The sequence below is a fragment of the Mesorhizobium sp. M0166 genome (assembly GCF_040322255.1).
In the GTDB taxonomy this organism is placed as follows: Bacteria; Pseudomonadota; Alphaproteobacteria; order Rhizobiales; family Rhizobiaceae; genus Mesorhizobium.
The window spans coordinates 1-14,754 of sequence record NZ_JAMYTD010000037.1 but is presented as its reverse complement, the minus strand read 5'-3'; the positions used below and the strand labels follow the sequence as shown (position 1 = coordinate 14,754).

Here is a 14,754-nt window from a genome sequence, read left to right as displayed (position 1 = left end):
AGGTTTTCCATGGCGGAATCGACGGCAGCGAGACAGTCGGGAAGGCAGGCGGACGTCGCCGCGCCGGTCTTCGACAATAGCTACACACACCTGCCCGACCGGTTCTTCACGCGGCCCGGAGCCAATACCGTGTCGGCGCCGAAGTTGATCCGAATCAACCGTCCGCTGGCAGCGCAACTTGGGCTCAGCGCCGATTGGCTGGAGAGCTCCGACGGAATCGCCATGCTGGCCGGAAACAGTTTCCCGGCGGGTGCAGAGCCGGTCGCGCTGGCCTATGCCGGACATCAGTTCGGCAATTTCGTACCGCAGCTCGGTGATGGCCGGGCGTTGCTGGTCGGCGAAATCATAGACACATTAGGCAAGCGGCGCGACCTGCAGCTCAAGGGATCTGGGCGGACGCTGTTCTCGCGCGGCGGCGATGGGCGCGCCGCCGTCGGGCCGGTTCTGCGCGAATATGTCGTCAGCGAGGCCATGGCGGCGCTGGGGATCCCGACCACGCACACACTCGCCGCCGTTCTGACCGGCGAGACGGTCTATCGCGAGACGCCGCTGCCGGGCGCGGTGCTGACGCGCGTCGCCGCCAGCCACATCCGCATCGGCACATTTCAGTATTTCGCCGCCCGCGAAGACCTGGAGGCAATCAGGCTGCTGGCCGACCACGTCATCGGCCGCCATTTCCCCGACCTCGCCAAATGCGACCAGCCGTATCTCGCTCTTCTCGAGCAGGTGATTGCCGTCCAGGCCGATCTGGTCGCACGCTGGATGCTGGTCGGCTTCATCCACGGCGTCATGAACACGGACAACATGACGATCTCAGGCGAGACGATCGACTACGGCCCGTGCGCGTTCATGGACGAGTACGACCCGGCAAAGGTGTTCAGCTCGATCGACCGGCAGGGCCGCTACGCCTATGCCAACCAGCCAGGCATCGCCGTCTGGAATCTTGCGCGCTTCGCGGAAACCCTGTTGCCGATCATTCATGAGGATCAGGACGAGGCAATGCGGTTCGCTGAGGAGGCCCTCAAGAGGTTCCAGGCCACCCATGACGAGACATTCCACCGCGGCTGGCGGCGCAAGCTCGGTTTGCTCGCGGAGCAGGAAAGCGACCTGCAGCTCATCGGCGATCTACTGAGAATTATGGCGCGCAACCGGGCCGATTTCTCGCTGACCTTCCGGGGGCTGGCCAGAGAAATCGAGGGGCCGCCCGGCGACAGCGGCGTTCGCCGCCTCTTTGCGGATCCGAAGGAATTCGACGACTGGGCAACGCGCTGGCGGCTGCGATTAGCCGAAGAGTCGGCGTTTCCCGCCGAGCGCCGGCAGGTCATGCTGTCGACCAATCCAAGATACATCCCGCGCAACCACCGCATCGAAGCGGTGATCAAGGCGGCGGTCGAGGGCGCCGACTTCCGGCCGTTCGAAGAATTGCTGGACGTGGTCGTCAGGCCGTTCGACGAGCAGCCTGAGCGGTCAGACTACGCCTTGCCGCCGCGGGAGGACGAGCGGGTTTTGCAGACTTTTTGCGGGACGTAGAGCGTTAAACGGCCATCAGCGCGGCATCGCTGAGCTCCTCGTTATGGCCGAGCGGGGTATGGGGCACAGTTTATTAAACAGGTTCGAGCAGCGCCACGGCCCCTTGGCCACCATCGGCGCAGACGCTGATGACTGCCCGCGAGCCCACCGGTCGCGACCAAAGCTCCTTCACTGCCTGACTCAGGTCCCGCGCCCCCGTTGCGCCGAAGGGATGGCCGATCGCGACCGAGCCGTCATCCGGATTGACCCGATCCCAGGGGAAGGTGCCGAAATTCGCATCGCAGCGACATTCGCCAGCACCTGGGCCGCGAAGGCTTCGTGGATCTCCCGGAGAATCAACGTCTTCAAAGCCCAGGCCATGCCGCGCGAGCAGACGAGGAATGGCATAAGACGGCGCCATCAGCAGCCCCCTGTATGGAGATCGACCGCTATCGTAATCGACCAGGCGGAGATACGGCGTGTTCGCCGGCAGCCGCGCGAGGCCGGCTTCGCTGGCGATCCAGTGCGTTGTCCTCTGGCGTCACATTGTTTGCTTTCTGTGTGGTGAATGCGCGTGGGTACCATCAACCGCCATATCGTTCGGTCTTGATAGTCGAGGCGTCCATTCCCGCCATTAGCGCGCCATCGGCCGCGATATTGACGAAGGGGTTTGATCCGCAGACAAAAACGTGCTCCGGAATACGCGGAAGCCGGCCAATAACCTCAGCGACCATGGCGCTGTCGATGCGCCGGCCAAAATCAGTGGTGCTCTTTGGGCTCTCACGAGTAATCGCCAGTGCCAACTCGAAGTTGGGGTCGGCCGTCTCCAATGACAGTAGCTCATCGCCGAACAACACGTCACGCTCTGTCCGCGATGACAGAAGCAGCGCAGTCGGCACAGTCTGAGCCAGATCGCGGCGGTGTCGGAGCATGGCCATCAGCGGAACGATGCCGGAGCCGGCCCCAATCAACAGAATCGGTGCGGTTGGGCGTTCCGGCCACAGAAAATGGCCGCCGATCGGCCCGCGGAGTTCGATCTCGTCGCCCACGGCTGCAATATCATGGAAGAACGGCGAGACTTCACCATCCGGGAGGCGTTCGATCGCAAGCTCGATCATATGCGAGGCACTCGGTGCCGATGCGATCGAATAGCTACGCATTGCGACGTAGCCGTCCGGAGCAGTCAGTCGCACATCGGCGTGTTGACCCGCCATATATGTAAATGGCTTGCTCAGCCGCAGGAAGTAGCTCTTGATACTGGGCGTCTGCTCAACGATCTCGGTAATCGTGCATGTCTGCCAAACCGCCGACCGTGCGCTTCGCTCAGTCATTGGTATACCGCTGCTCACGCCACGGGTCGCCATATTTGTGGTATCCGCGCAATTCCCAGAAACCCAGCTCGTCGCGCTCTGTAAATTGAAGTCCGTTTATCCACTTGGCGGACTTCCAGAAATAAAGGTGCGGGACGAGGAGCCGGGCCGGGCCACCATGGTCGCGCGGCAGCGGCTGCCCTTCGTAGTTTAGAGCGACCATGGCCTTTCCAGACGCCAGATCTGCAAGGGGAACGTTCGTTGAGTAGCCATCGTAGCAATGCGCGAGCATGAAATCAGTGGGACGTTCCACCCTCGCATCGGCAAGAATGTCGTCGATGATCACGCCTTCCCAAGCCGTATTAAGTTTCGACCACGTCGTGACGCAGTGAATATCTCTTGTCATCTTGGTCTTGGGGAGTGCGTTGAATTCGCTCCAGTTCCAAACCTTGACGGGCCTCGGCCCGATCTTGAGCGTGAACTTCCAGTCGGCTGTCTCGATGCGCGGCGTTGGTCCCGCTGTGAGGACAGGCCAGTGTTCGACGAGGTGCTGGCCTGGTGGAATTCGATCGGCCTTCACACCTCCTGAATTTCGGCCGAAAAAGCCTCTGGTGACCATGTCGGACTCCTTTGTAGCGTGATGTGGATCAGCGGATTTGTCTGTCTTCGTGTCTGAGACTTGTGGCAAGGCAACTGACGGACAAGGTAGATTGCGGCACTGTTTGGATGGCGGGTTATGAGGCACCATCCAGTGGTTCGACGGCTCCGGCAAAATCCGAGCGGGGCGGTTCCCTGGATACTAGAAGCAGATCAGTGAGAGATTTAACGGCCTCGGACAGTCGCAGCACCTCTTGCTGTCGAAGCTCATCTATCTTCTCGTGCAGCAGCTCGATCTCAAGCTCCGCCTTGATGTTGATCTTGTAGTCATTCTCCGCCGCCATCCGGTCGATATCTTGTTGCCTGTTCTGGCTCATCACAATGATCGGCGCCGCGTAGGCGGCTTGAAATGAGAGCATCAGGTTCAGCAAAATGAACGGATAGGGGTCCCAGCTTTTTGCCACAGCGACAAGGTTGATCGAAACCCATCCCACGAGGATGACGCTCTGGAAAATGATAAATTTCCAGGAGCCCATGACGCTTGCGACCGAGTCTGCCACGCGTTGACCGACTGAAAGTGCCTCCATTGGATCAGGCATATCGTTCGGATTAAGACGCAATGAGCGACGGAGCCGTCGCAACTCAGCGAGCAACTCACGCTCGGTCGGCTCCATGTCGTCGATTTCAGGGTTCGCGACTTCCATGGGACTCTAGCCGTGGAGCTTGGCTGCAACCTCGGCGATCCTCCGACCCTGATAACGCGCTCCGGCAAGCTCGCTTTCGCTGACCTCGCGCTTGCCGTCCGGACCAGCAATGGTCGTCGCGCCATACGGAGCGCCGCCCGTGATCTCGTCGACTTTGCTTTGGCCTGCAAAACCGTAGTCGAGCCCTACGACCGTCATCCCCATGTGGAACAGGTTGGTGATGATCGCCAACAGTGTCAGTTCCTGGCCGCCGTGCTGCGTCGCAGATGAAGAGAAAGCGCCGCCCACTTTCCCATGCAGGGCACCGCTCGCCCACAAGCCGCCGGCTTGATCAAGGAAGCTTGCCATCTGGGACGAGATGCGCCCAAAGCGAGTACCCGTGCCCACGACGATAGCGTCGTAGTTCGGCAGATCCTCGATCTTAGCCACGGGCGCGATCTGATCGAGTTTGTATCCGGAAGCCTTGGCTACTTCCTCAGGCGCGAGTTCGGGGACGCGTTTGACGTCGACGCTCGCGCCTGCAGCAGTCGCCCCAGCCGCAATCTCATGCGCCAGCGTCTCGACGTGCCCGTGAGAAGAGTAATAAAGGACGAGTACCTTGGCCACGATTGAACTCCTATCGTTCGAATATTGTTCCACACAGCTGATTTCGTGCGCAGATCGGTCGCAAAACGGCGTAAGCGTCTGACACATTTGGATAAATCAGCGCCGTACCGAGCCCAGCCGGTAGTTTTGGAACGTAAATCCGGTGAACGTTCGGGTAAAGCTATCGTATCGATAAGCGGTAGGAATGCCGAAGAAGGTCACCTCGAAGCTTCTCAATCAGGAAGTCCGTGGACGCGCGTGCCGCTGGCTTGATGGTCTTCCCGATGAGGAACAATGCGTTGACTTCCATCGAGCCGAAGTCCCAGTCGGACAGAACGCGAACCAGGGCGCCGCTTTCCAACTCAGCTCTCGCGCTATTGAACGCCGTGGCGACAAACCCATCCCAGCCTCGGCAATCGCGCCCTCGTTGATTGTCACGGTCAACTGGCTTTTCACACGAACGGATGCAACTCGCCCGTCCTTGCTGAGAATGTCGGTGAGAGATGACGCAACGATTGCGACTTCTGGATTGGGCGGCAAGGAATGAAGCTGGGTAATCGAAGACGACTACCTGAGCGAATTGCAGCTCAATGGTCGCGCCGCTCCGGCACTCGCCTCCCTGGATCGGAGCGGATGTGTCATTCACATCGGATCTTTCAGCAAAACCATCAGTCCAACTCTGCGTCTTGGTCTCCTCGTCGCACCTCCCGCGCTAGCGACCCGCTTTGCGGAAGTCGCGGCATGCCTCGCGCGTCGTGCCGTTCATTAAGCTGGCTCGACGGGGTGCCGGTCGTGCGGGTTCACCTTTCGACCGAATTCCCCTTCTGTCGTCGGCCAATTCCCAGTCGCTATGAAAACGATACCTGCCACTAAATTGAATACGGGGACCGATCCTGCAAGAGTGACAATCTCGCCTGGCCAATTCCGTCGAGCCACCTGTGCTTGGCATCCTGGGGTCGGCGGACGAGCGCCTGACAGACACCCATTCGAAAGGAGGAGGAGATGTCCCCTACAGAATCACCCGCTGTCAGCGACGGCGACCGTATCGACCCGGCCGGCATCGCCGCCGCACTGACGCGAGCACCCTTTACCTACGCCGACGGCGCGACGCAGGTGTTCACTCCCGACGGGCGCACCGTGTACACCGACAACGGGGCTCAGTCGTCTGGAGAATGGAAAGTAGACGATGACGGGCGGTTCCAGTCGTTCTGGCCGCCGTCGTATTACGCTACCTACGATGTTTCATGGATCGCGGGTCCTGACGGCGACGCCGTCGGGATCAGATTCGCCGACGCAAATCGAGGGACAACGTTCGACGGTCGATACACGCCGGGACTCGCCTGAACTCCCGGTCTAGCGTCAGCTACCCAAGGCGGTCACGCCTTCGCTATGATTTACCATTGTATCGAGGGCGATGTGAAGGTGCGGGCGCAGTTTCGCGCTCGACAACGAGCGTGCCATCGAGGTGCATGGGTTGACGAGGGGCGCTTCAGATATCTTGTTGCGTGTGCCTTCGCGGCTATGCGTCATGTCTCAGGCCTCGCTGGCGCCGGTATTCGAGGACGAGTTGGAACCCGGCACCCACGTTCAGTCGGACGCGGACATAGGCGAATGGGTAAAGCGTGTCGTGACAACGATGTGGCACCCGGTCGGAGGATCGCGGGGGAGGCGGCCGAGTTCGGCATCAAGTCGGATTCACGATCCCGATCAGGACAGGCTTCGGGCGCATTGCGCTCCTCTCCCTCGCCTCGGAAAGAACGGGCCCGACCGCGTAGCGATAAGGGACGAAACCCACGCAGCGACGCGATCGCTACCGGGGCCCGCGCTATGGTAGCTGGCCCAGACCGAGCGAAAGAAAATCGTCTTGTGCTTTGCCACCGTTGCCAGAAGCAACCGAGCTCGAGGCTGTGCTGCCGATCGAGATCAGCGTGGGGCGCATCCAGGCCGGAGCCTGGATGGCACTGGAGGCGAGCACCTTCTTGTCATTGGCCGACAGCCGGCGTGCGGCGACCTGGGCAACGTCGGCAGCACGCCCCGCACCCACGTGGCGAAGGGCCTGGACAACGGTGCAGGCTGGACTACCCGGTGCGATCAGGTGCTTGGGCGACGCGTGACGCAGATCGACCACGCGTTTGCCCAGCACGATCCGGCGCGAGGGTCCGTTGGTCAGAAGCGGCGATCCTAGAAACTGATCACTGAATCCACGACATATTCTCCCGATTGAATGATTTCCCTTGGCGCCCAGCATCGAAAAAGCCGCTGGCCAGGGCTGGTCTGGTTGACCTTCGGTGGGATTATGAATGTGCCGCCTATCCTGCGTGGTCAGCCACTCGGTCGTTCATGCCCCGGCTCTGGTAATCGGCGAGCGTGTCCGGCGAAATCCGGTGACATGAAGCATCGCAGATCTCCTGCCGCGCGCGGACCCCGGACGAACCGCCTCGTCTTATGCACCATCCGGATCACAGGCGGACGGTAGGATACAATGCCGCCGGCCGGTGCCATTTCCACGAGGAGGCGATCCGAAAGGCGATGAGCTCTATAGTGAGACCGGTCTGGCTGAACCAAGCGCTTCAAATGCATCCATGATCCGATCGCGCGTTTTCTTATCGGGCGAGACTTCCGACATGGCGAACAGGCTTGCCCTGGCCCCCGCAACATCGTTGAACGCCAACTGCAGACGCGCAAGCTTTTGCCAGGCATCAAGCACTCCCGGCGCGATCTGGGTAATCCGCTGATACACCGCAAGGGCTCGATGAGGGTCGTTGTCATTCTCCGCGCGAACAGCCTGGTTGTTCAATAAACGTGCCAGCACGTCACGATTGCTCATCCGCACGACGTTGAGTGCGGAAGCGTCGCCTTCTTCGCCAAGGTAAGCCCGGCAGATTGCCCTTATCTTCCCTTCTGACACCAGGCAGCCGCCTGCGAAGGGATCGATCACCACGGGGCTGTTTTCGCCGATCTGGACCAGCACATGGCCCGGCAGATTGAGCACATAGGCACTCCATCCAGCCCGGCGGGCCATTGCGACATAGAGGATTGACAGCGCAATCGGCAGGCCGCGCTTACGGTCGAGCACACAGCTAAAATCGCCGTTGACCGGCGCATCATAAGTTTCGGTATCGCCGACAAACCTGAACTCCCCATGCAGCACGCGCGAAAGCACGGCGGCGCGTTCTCTCGAAAGAACCGCGGTCCGCCCTTCATCGCACACCCGGTCCTCGATCTCTTCCAGCCGTTCGAGATAGGGCGCGATATCCGTACTCTCGTGATCCAGATGGCTCAGCGACAGCGATGCCAGGTCGAGCAGGATATCCTCATCCTCGATGAGGCCGATGGTGGCGACATCCATGATCACTTCTCCTTCCCGATAAGACCAAGCTGTGCCATCAGTGCCGGCCAGCTCTGGCGAATGTCGTGGCGATAGGTTTCATCCCCGCTCGACCGCTGCAACTTCGGATCGACAAGCCATGCGGATTGCTGTGGGCTGAGCAGGCCCGCGAGCCAACCGCGATAGGGCACGGCCAGGTTGATCCGCGTACGCTGGGCGGGGGTTAAAGGCAGATGACGGGCCGGCGACTTGCGCAGGTAGAACTGCGGCTCACGGTCAAACTCGAACCCGCCGCTTTCGGTCGGATTGAACCCTTCCGCGCGGGCATAAGCATCCAAATCAGGGCGCGAGACCTCGTGCGGATCGAAATGCACCTGCACCACTTCCTCGCCATGGACCCAACCGGCGTCGGTCGTGATTACCGCTGGATGCTGCGCGAGGCTCGTTTCGCCCGACCAGAAGCACGGAGTTGTGTAGGTGACGCATTTGCTGAGGCCATATTCGATCAGCAGGTCGCGCCCCAATAAGCGGAAATAGCCGGGGACATCATCGCCGAGCATTTCGAGAACGGCAGTGATCTGTTCGTGCAATCCCAGCCCATCGTTGCGATCGGCCAGCTTGGGTAGGAGCTCGGCTCCATCAGGCCCGAGAAACCGCACCACGGGGTTGTTCCAGGGTGGCTCGTCGTAGCGGCGCAGGATCTCGGCGTCTGCACCGGAATGGTTGTTGAAGATCGCCACCGGTACGAACCGCTCGGCGATCAGCTCCACCATCAACGGATGCGTCAGGACATCCTGCCCAAAGCCTACGCAAGTCGAACACCCGGGCACTTCCTGGAACAACAGCAGAACAGGTTTGCCCTGTTCGGCAGCCAGCGCCAAGCCGCGATCGTGATCGCGCAGCCACGCGACTTCGCCGAGCTCACGATGCTCGCGATAGGAAATTCCATTTTGTTGCATGGCAATAATATGGTGAAGCCAGTTTGCAATACAACAACGATGGCAGCTAACTGCATCGCTGATCGAGTAGACCCCATCTCACCTGAGGTCATGGGGCCCGACGGCCTTCCTCGGCGAACCTAATGTCGAGTTGCCCCGTGATGCCGACTAGACCGCCTACGACGACGATGAGAGGATTCCCCGGGGACCACTGCGTTGTATTCGCGGCGATCCTAGGATTTCCGTAACAACTCAACCGCGCGACGGTGGCGGGCGCTTCATAATCAACAGTTCCGTTACATCATGCAGGTCATCTGCCGATGAGATGGCAACTGTCAGCCATTTCCCGTCGATGTATGTTTTGGCTTCATCGTAGAGCTTGACCAATTGCGGGCGCCAGACATAACGCCGCTCCTCAAACTTCTCTCGTTCTGCTCCTCCCATGACCACCACGGTCGAAAAGAGCCGGTATTCGGGCACCAAGGTGCAGAACGCCCTGGTTTTCTTGTAGCGCAGGGACCAACCGCGGTTCTTGCCACCATAGAGCCAGTCCGGCGCGAAAACACCGGGGTAGAATTCCTCGATCCAGTTCCGCAGCTCGGCCCAATGCTCGAACGCCTCCGGTCCGATCCAGTCGCGGACGGCGCTGTCATCGGGCGGTGTTGATTTGTCGGTGATCCTGTCGCCGATCTGGGGAAGCGTCCCGCCATCAGCCGCTGTTGCTCTTGTAGGTAAAATCATCAAACGACCTCGTGTTCATGGTCCGGCGGGGCCGGAGGTTTATGGTGCGGATGAGCCAACGACTTGCGCTGGGCTCAGAAAGCTCCTGACGCGGCGCTCCCAGAACAGCGCGATCTTCGCGGCCGAAAATCGGTTGCGCGGCGAATCTCGTCCACTTGGACGTGACGATGCCAGCGACGACACCGCCGACCATTCTGAACCGTCCGGCCGAATCGGCGCGGTTCTCCAACTTCGACGCCGGAGCTGTCTGCGAATACCATGACGTCCTCCGGCACAAGGCTCTCGCGCCAGCCGGTGAAGGACAATTGGGAGCCTCTTTGATCTGCATGTTCGACCTTTTTATCCGGCGATCGTTCAACGGTGCACGATGTGGGTCGGGCACGAAAACGGGCGATGACGGATCGAAGCTTGGAGCTGTGACAGCGCAAAGAAAAATCACCTTTGGCCATGGAGTCGATAGCCGAACGTTATAAGAGGCGCTGAAGGTCTTCTCTCCGTGACCGCCAGTTTTCTCGCGGCGTGGGAACTACCCACGCCGATGTGTCGAGCAGCGTGAACCCGCCTGAGCAAATCCAGGCCGTTCTTACGCCTCGAAAAAACCTGGCCGGCAGGCTTGGTCGCTTGAGTGAAGGTTAGCGGATATGCTCGCGTCTCGACGCCCCACGAGGATCTGGCTAGCAGCGCCCTAGGCTTGACGCGGCAGGCTGTTGGCCGTGTTGGCCGACCAGCTCGCGCACGCAGGTCGTCCCATCGATCCGGAGAAAAAGCCCGTTGAGGAAATCGCCCGGCTGTTGTTTGTGCATCACGCGGCGCTTGAGGGCACTGCCGGGTAGCCATAGGCGCCTCGAAGCTCTCCTATATGACCGTCCGATCAATCTCCTCAAGGGCCCTGTCTCTCGCTAATGCGGTCTGGTCCCTGTCGAGGAACGCTGCGGCCTGAATGGGCAGGAATTGCAGGGCCTTCAGCCCAATGGAGCTAAATGCCAACGACAGATAAGGCATTAGAAAATCGGGCTGGTTGGCTCGGTCACCGGTAAAGACGCCACCGGAAGTGACACCGACGAATATCGGACGATCCCGCAGCATTCCCACCTTCGCGACCGGCGTCGACTTCATCGTGGCACCAACACGCAGGATTTGATCCATCCACGCCTTGAGAGTCGAGGGAAATGCTGAAGTTGTACATCGGAGTTCCGATAACAATCACCGGACCCTCGATTTCCCGGATAAGTGCTTCGGAAAGATCGAGGACGCCCTCCGGCGGAGCCGCTAACGTGGCTGGCATCGATAACGCAGCAGCGTATTCAGCCACGGTGTGCGGCAAGGGTTCGGCCCCCAAATCACGCCGGCTGATGCTCGCATCCGGCGCAACCTCGAGAAGCTTTTTGACGATCGCCGCCGAAAGCTCGCGGCTATGCGATTCTTGACGCGGACTGCAGTCAACATGGAGAATTTTCATGTGATCGATCCCAATGGCTTCAAGAAGTTGCGAACGGACAGAGCTCAGATTGAGCCGGCCGGCGCGACGGCGGGGAAGTCCTTGTCGTGATCGAACACGTTGTTGAAGAAATTCGTCAGGGAGTACATGGCCACCAATGCGACGATCTCGATGATGTTCGCATCGGTGTAGCCAACCTCGCGGACAGCTTTCAGATCGGCGTCACTGACGTGCCCCCGGGTCTCGATGACTTTACGCGCAAACTGGACAGCGGCGTCCCGTTTCGGGTCGCTGGCGTGGCCCTTCCGGGCGAGAATGATGTCATCAGCTGATAGCTTGGCCATATGTTCGGCCGTGAAGCTGTGAACCGTCAGGCAATAGTTGCAACCATTCACTTCGGAAACGGCGAGGCCGATACTGTCGCGTGTCCTCACGTCGAGCGCTTTGCTCAGAGAGCCGAGCAGGGCGGCCCACGAGTTAAACGCGATAGGGCTCTGCGCGAAGGCCGCCATCATGTTGGGGGTGAACCCGATGTTCTTGGTGAACGCATCGAGAGTCGGTTTCGATTCAGCCGGCACGTGTTCCGGTCTCAGAGCAGTAGTTCTTGGCATCGTAGTCTCCATAAGTTATTGGTTTGGTTGAGGATTATGCGAAGTCCAGCACATCGGCCACCGGCATGCGCGGCTTCTGCGGCCAGTTACCAGCTCGCTCCGGTCCTACGGTCAGCAGCATGACTGGGACTTCGTCTTCACGCAGGCCGAACTCGCTGTGCACGGCCTCTGCGTCGAAACCGATCATCGGCGTGGAACCCAGGCCAAGCGAGCGGGCCGCGTAGATGATCGCCGCGGTGCCGAAGGTCGCGGAGCGCACAGCCTCATCGCGCTGGCGCTGCGGTTGATCGTCATACAGTCCGCGAGCGGGGATTTCCCATTCCGGCACCAGGTGTGCCGGCATGATGCCGGCTTCCACCACCGACGCCAGGCGCTCGGGGACGGTGCTGGCATCGGCCAACTGGCCGATGATGATGAAGGTAACGGCGGCGTCGGTAATCGCAGGCTGGTCCCAGGCGATCGGGCGTAGTCGGGCCTTGGCTTCAGGCGAGCGTACGGCGATGAAGCGCCAGTTCTGCAGGTGGAAGGAGGTCGGCGCGGCGGTGCCGATGCGCACCAGGTCGCGGATCTGGTCGTCGCTCAGGGTGGCGGTAGCGTCGTAATACTTGGCGGCGCTACGGCTCAGGATAGTTTCGATGACGGCGTTCGTCGGGGTTGGTCGCGCGGTTGAAGGGGAGGGTTGAGGCGCGGTAGTGCTTCCGCTCTTTTCGGCCCGTGCGTAGATTTCCGCGATGGCGCCGGTTGCGGGCTCGGCGGCGGCTGTGGCGATGTAGTTCATTGGGTGGCTCCCTCATCAGTTGATTACGGAGCCCAATTTACGGCCGACAGTGCAAATTTCGAGACTGAATTTGCTCAAAAAGATGCGTGAAAGGATCAACCTGCGCGACATGGGTACTAGGCAGGGGCTGGATACTCGCCCTTGTGCGACAGCCGGCGCCATTCCCCCGGGGTCATCCCCATCCTTTCAGCGAACACACGCCGGAATGCGGAAACCGATTGATACCCGACCGTCTCGGCCACGGTCTCGGTGCTGATCGCCGGCTTCTTCAACTCGTTGGCAGCCAGACTCATCCGGAGATCGGTCAACAGGTCGAGGGCGGAGCAGCCTAGCCTGTCTTGAAAGTGCCGCATGAAGGTCGCGCGTGACATGCCGCACAAGTCCGCCAGATCAGGCAGTTTCCAAGACCGCGCAGGATCGGCGAACATCGCGGCGATTGCCGGAGCCAGCCGCGGATGGCCGGCCAGCGCCAACAAGCCTTCGGGGGCTTTCTCGGCTTCGCTCGCCGCTCGCAGCACCAGCGTGAACAGTGCCGAAGAAAGAGCGTTGAGAATTGCGCGTCCCCCCGCTCGGTCGCGGGCGGACTCCGTTCGCATCAGCCCCACCAGGCTGGCCAGTTGGTTGGTGGCGGACCCGATGCCCTCTTCTCCATGACCGTCCATAGCTCGCGCCACGAGATTGGCCGGCATGTAATTACGGATCAGCCGATCATGAGGTGGGGCAATGAAAAATCGCCCACACAACAGATCGAGTTGCTCGCCCTGGCCATCGTTCTCGCTCAGCATCCATCCGGCAGAGGCCCGGCTTTCGTGGGTACGGATTGGTGTTTGCCCGCTACCGTCGTGCAGCACATGCGCTGCACCGTGTGGCAGCAGAACGATATCTCCACTCAGCAGCTCTCGCGCTGTTCTCGTCTCCGGATCCTCGAGAATGGCTCGTCCCTTGACTATGACGTGGTAGGGAATTTCGTTCGCCGCAGCCTGGCTCCAGGCAACGCGCCACGGTGCACCGTAGACGCAGCGGACCTCGAGCTGACCGGTAACGGTTATGATTTGGAGGAGATGGCTTAACCAGTCGACTTCAGGCATGGGACCTCGAAACGCTGTAGTATCTTATCGTAATCGCACATTGGTTCACCAAGCTGCTGACCGATTGCTGACGGCAGGGGATCGGGCACTAGAGTGCTGCAAAGCCGGACGGCCGGCATCGCAATTCTTGCAACCCATCGCGGGCGAGATTACGCACATTGCGTTTCAAACGAGGGCAATGGTGTGACTGCGAGGATATTTCTGGCCGGGGCAACCGGTGTCATTGACCGTTCGCTGGTTCCCCTCCTTCGGTCGGCCGGTCATACTATTGTCGGCACGAGGCGAACGTCAAAAAGGCGGAGCATTTCTGAAAACCCAGGGCGTAAGCCCGGTTGTCGTGAATGTTTTCGCCTCGTGAGGCCATATCATCCTCATCGGCAAGTCTCAAACACCGCGCGCCTGCGAGAGTGGTGCCAGTTAAAATCAAACCTCATTGATTGAAAATTTTTTCGCGTCGGGGGGTGGCATCGATTCCATAGCCGAAGGTCATTGGACCATCGGTTTTCGCCGTTCTATTTTCGTTCACCTGTAAAGAAATTCCCAAAAATGACGACATCCCACGGCCCGAGAGGTGGAAGCTGAAAGCAATCGTCGTGACAAGACCAGGCTGCGGGAACGGCCGGGATGAAGCGCTACGGCTCCTCGCCTTCCCGCTGCGGACCATCCACTCCGTAGTCTTGGGGTGTATGGCCGATCCAGAGATCTCCCGGTTCCCCTACAAGGAGCTTCCGCACATGCCAGGGGTCTCAGACCACGGGATCGGAAGAGGCGCTCGCGAAGATCGCGCTTGTCCGTTTCGCCTTCTGCCAAATTAACGGGGTCGGCATCCGGAACGAATTCCCTTTCGTGGCTCAATGGCTGGCCTACGCGCACCCCTACCGACGCTCCGCCGACATCCTCGCGGACGCCTGCGCACGGCTCGCGGCCGATGTGGATCGCTGCTCCTTGCAAATCTCGGGTCAGCCATGCTTAGGCCGCTGCGCTTGCTACAGATCCAAGCGAACGCCATTGGAAAAGCCGCATGCACACGATACCCTCTCTAAGTGTCCGTTCCAAAAAGAGTTGAGTGATTTCAGCAGGTTGTGATTCTGTCGGATTTGCGAGATTCGATGGAGATCACGATGGCC

Annotated in this window: 15 protein-coding genes and 2 pseudogenes; 3 read left to right on the top strand and 14 right to left on the bottom strand. The window is 60.2% G+C overall.

Features of this window, described 5'->3' with window-relative positions:
• Positions 1–9 precede the first annotated feature (9 nt).
• On the top strand, positions 10–1,530 hold the full coding sequence (locus NKJ46_RS27540; RefSeq protein WP_352669153.1) for a protein adenylyltransferase SelO: 1,521 nt from the start codon (positions 10–12) through the stop codon (positions 1,528–1,530).
• 73 nt (positions 1,531–1,603) lie between these two features.
• Here NKJ46_RS27540 and NKJ46_RS27535 read toward each other — a convergent pair whose 3' ends face one another.
• The 5 genes from NKJ46_RS27535 to wrbA form a co-directional block, all read right to left on the bottom strand.
• Positions 1,604–1,975 carry a hypothetical protein gene (locus NKJ46_RS27535; RefSeq protein WP_352669222.1) on the bottom strand — a complete coding sequence of 124 codons (372 nt, stop codon included), beginning with the start codon at positions 1,973–1,975 and terminating at the stop codon, positions 1,604–1,606.
• Between the two features lie 118 nt (positions 1,976–2,093).
• Positions 2,094–2,840, bottom strand: a complete 747-nt coding sequence (locus tag NKJ46_RS27530; RefSeq protein WP_352669150.1) for a ferredoxin reductase — start codon at positions 2,838–2,840, stop codon at positions 2,094–2,096.
• Positions 2,833–3,438, bottom strand: a complete 606-nt coding sequence (locus tag NKJ46_RS27525; RefSeq protein WP_352669148.1) for a sulfite oxidase-like oxidoreductase — start codon at positions 3,436–3,438, stop codon at positions 2,833–2,835. Before NKJ46_RS27525 ends, NKJ46_RS27530 begins: the two co-directional genes overlap by 8 nt.
• A gap of 115 nt (positions 3,439–3,553) precedes the next feature.
• Positions 3,554–4,120: a DUF1003 domain-containing protein gene (locus NKJ46_RS27520; protein ID WP_352669146.1), complete on the bottom strand. Its 567-nt coding sequence runs from the start codon at positions 4,118–4,120 to the stop codon at positions 3,554–3,556.
• 6 nt (positions 4,121–4,126) lie between these two features.
• Positions 4,127–4,726 carry an NAD(P)H:quinone oxidoreductase gene (gene wrbA / locus NKJ46_RS27515; protein ID WP_352669144.1) on the bottom strand — a complete coding sequence of 200 codons (600 nt, stop codon included), beginning with the start codon at positions 4,724–4,726 and terminating at the stop codon, positions 4,127–4,129.
• A gap of 482 nt (positions 4,727–5,208) precedes the next feature.
• Between wrbA and NKJ46_RS27510 the strand changes: the two are divergent.
• Together NKJ46_RS27510 and NKJ46_RS27505 are read left to right on the top strand one after the other, a co-directional pair.
• Positions 5,209–5,456: pseudogene (locus tag NKJ46_RS27510) on the top strand (PLP-dependent aminotransferase family protein); the annotation flags it as partial.
• Positions 5,457–5,707: 251 nt separating this feature from the next.
• On the top strand, positions 5,708–6,049 hold the full coding sequence (locus NKJ46_RS27505; protein WP_352669141.1) for a hypothetical protein: 342 nt from the start codon (positions 5,708–5,710) through the stop codon (positions 6,047–6,049).
• 547 nt (positions 6,050–6,596) lie between these two features.
• Here NKJ46_RS27505 and NKJ46_RS27500 read toward each other — a convergent pair.
• The 9 genes and pseudogenes from NKJ46_RS27500 to NKJ46_RS27460 all read right to left on the bottom strand — a co-directional run.
• Positions 6,597–6,884, bottom strand: a pseudogene (locus NKJ46_RS27500) (DUF6088 family protein); the annotation flags it as partial.
• A gap of 357 nt (positions 6,885–7,241) precedes the next feature.
• The gene (locus NKJ46_RS27495) at positions 7,242–8,054 is read right to left on the bottom strand and encodes a transglutaminase family protein (RefSeq protein ID WP_352669139.1); all 813 of its coding nucleotides are present in this window, start codon (positions 8,052–8,054) and stop codon (positions 7,242–7,244) included.
• A 2-nt stretch (positions 8,055–8,056) separates the two neighbouring features.
• A complete protein-coding gene (locus tag NKJ46_RS27490; protein ID WP_352669138.1) occupies positions 8,057–8,992 on the bottom strand; it encodes a VPGUxxT family thioredoxin-like (seleno)protein, type 2 in 936 nt (311 codons plus the stop codon).
• 231 nt (positions 8,993–9,223) lie between these two features.
• Complete coding sequence (locus NKJ46_RS27485) at positions 9,224–9,712, bottom strand: DUF3788 domain-containing protein (protein WP_352669136.1); 489 nt, start codon at positions 9,710–9,712, stop codon at positions 9,224–9,226.
• An 855-nt stretch (positions 9,713–10,567) separates the two neighbouring features.
• Positions 10,568–10,828 (bottom strand): NAD(P)H dehydrogenase, encoded by a 261-nt coding sequence (locus NKJ46_RS27480; protein WP_352669134.1) that lies wholly within the window; start codon positions 10,826–10,828, stop codon positions 10,568–10,570.
• Positions 10,740–11,171 (bottom strand): NAD(P)H-dependent oxidoreductase, encoded by a 432-nt coding sequence (locus NKJ46_RS27475; RefSeq protein ID WP_352669131.1) that lies wholly within the window; start codon positions 11,169–11,171, stop codon positions 10,740–10,742. The genes NKJ46_RS27480 and NKJ46_RS27475 overlap by 89 nt, the downstream gene beginning before the upstream one ends.
• 44 nt (positions 11,172–11,215) lie before the next feature.
• Complete coding sequence (locus NKJ46_RS27470) at positions 11,216–11,761, bottom strand: carboxymuconolactone decarboxylase family protein (RefSeq protein WP_352669129.1); 546 nt, start codon at positions 11,759–11,761, stop codon at positions 11,216–11,218.
• Between the two features lie 34 nt (positions 11,762–11,795).
• A complete protein-coding gene (locus tag NKJ46_RS27465; protein WP_352669127.1) occupies positions 11,796–12,539 on the bottom strand; it encodes a nitroreductase family protein in 744 nt (247 codons plus the stop codon).
• A 116-nt stretch (positions 12,540–12,655) separates the two neighbouring features.
• Positions 12,656–13,627 carry an AraC family transcriptional regulator gene (locus NKJ46_RS27460; protein WP_352669125.1) on the bottom strand — a complete coding sequence of 324 codons (972 nt, stop codon included), beginning with the start codon at positions 13,625–13,627 and terminating at the stop codon, positions 12,656–12,658.
• Positions 13,628–14,754: the final 1,127 nt, after the last annotated feature.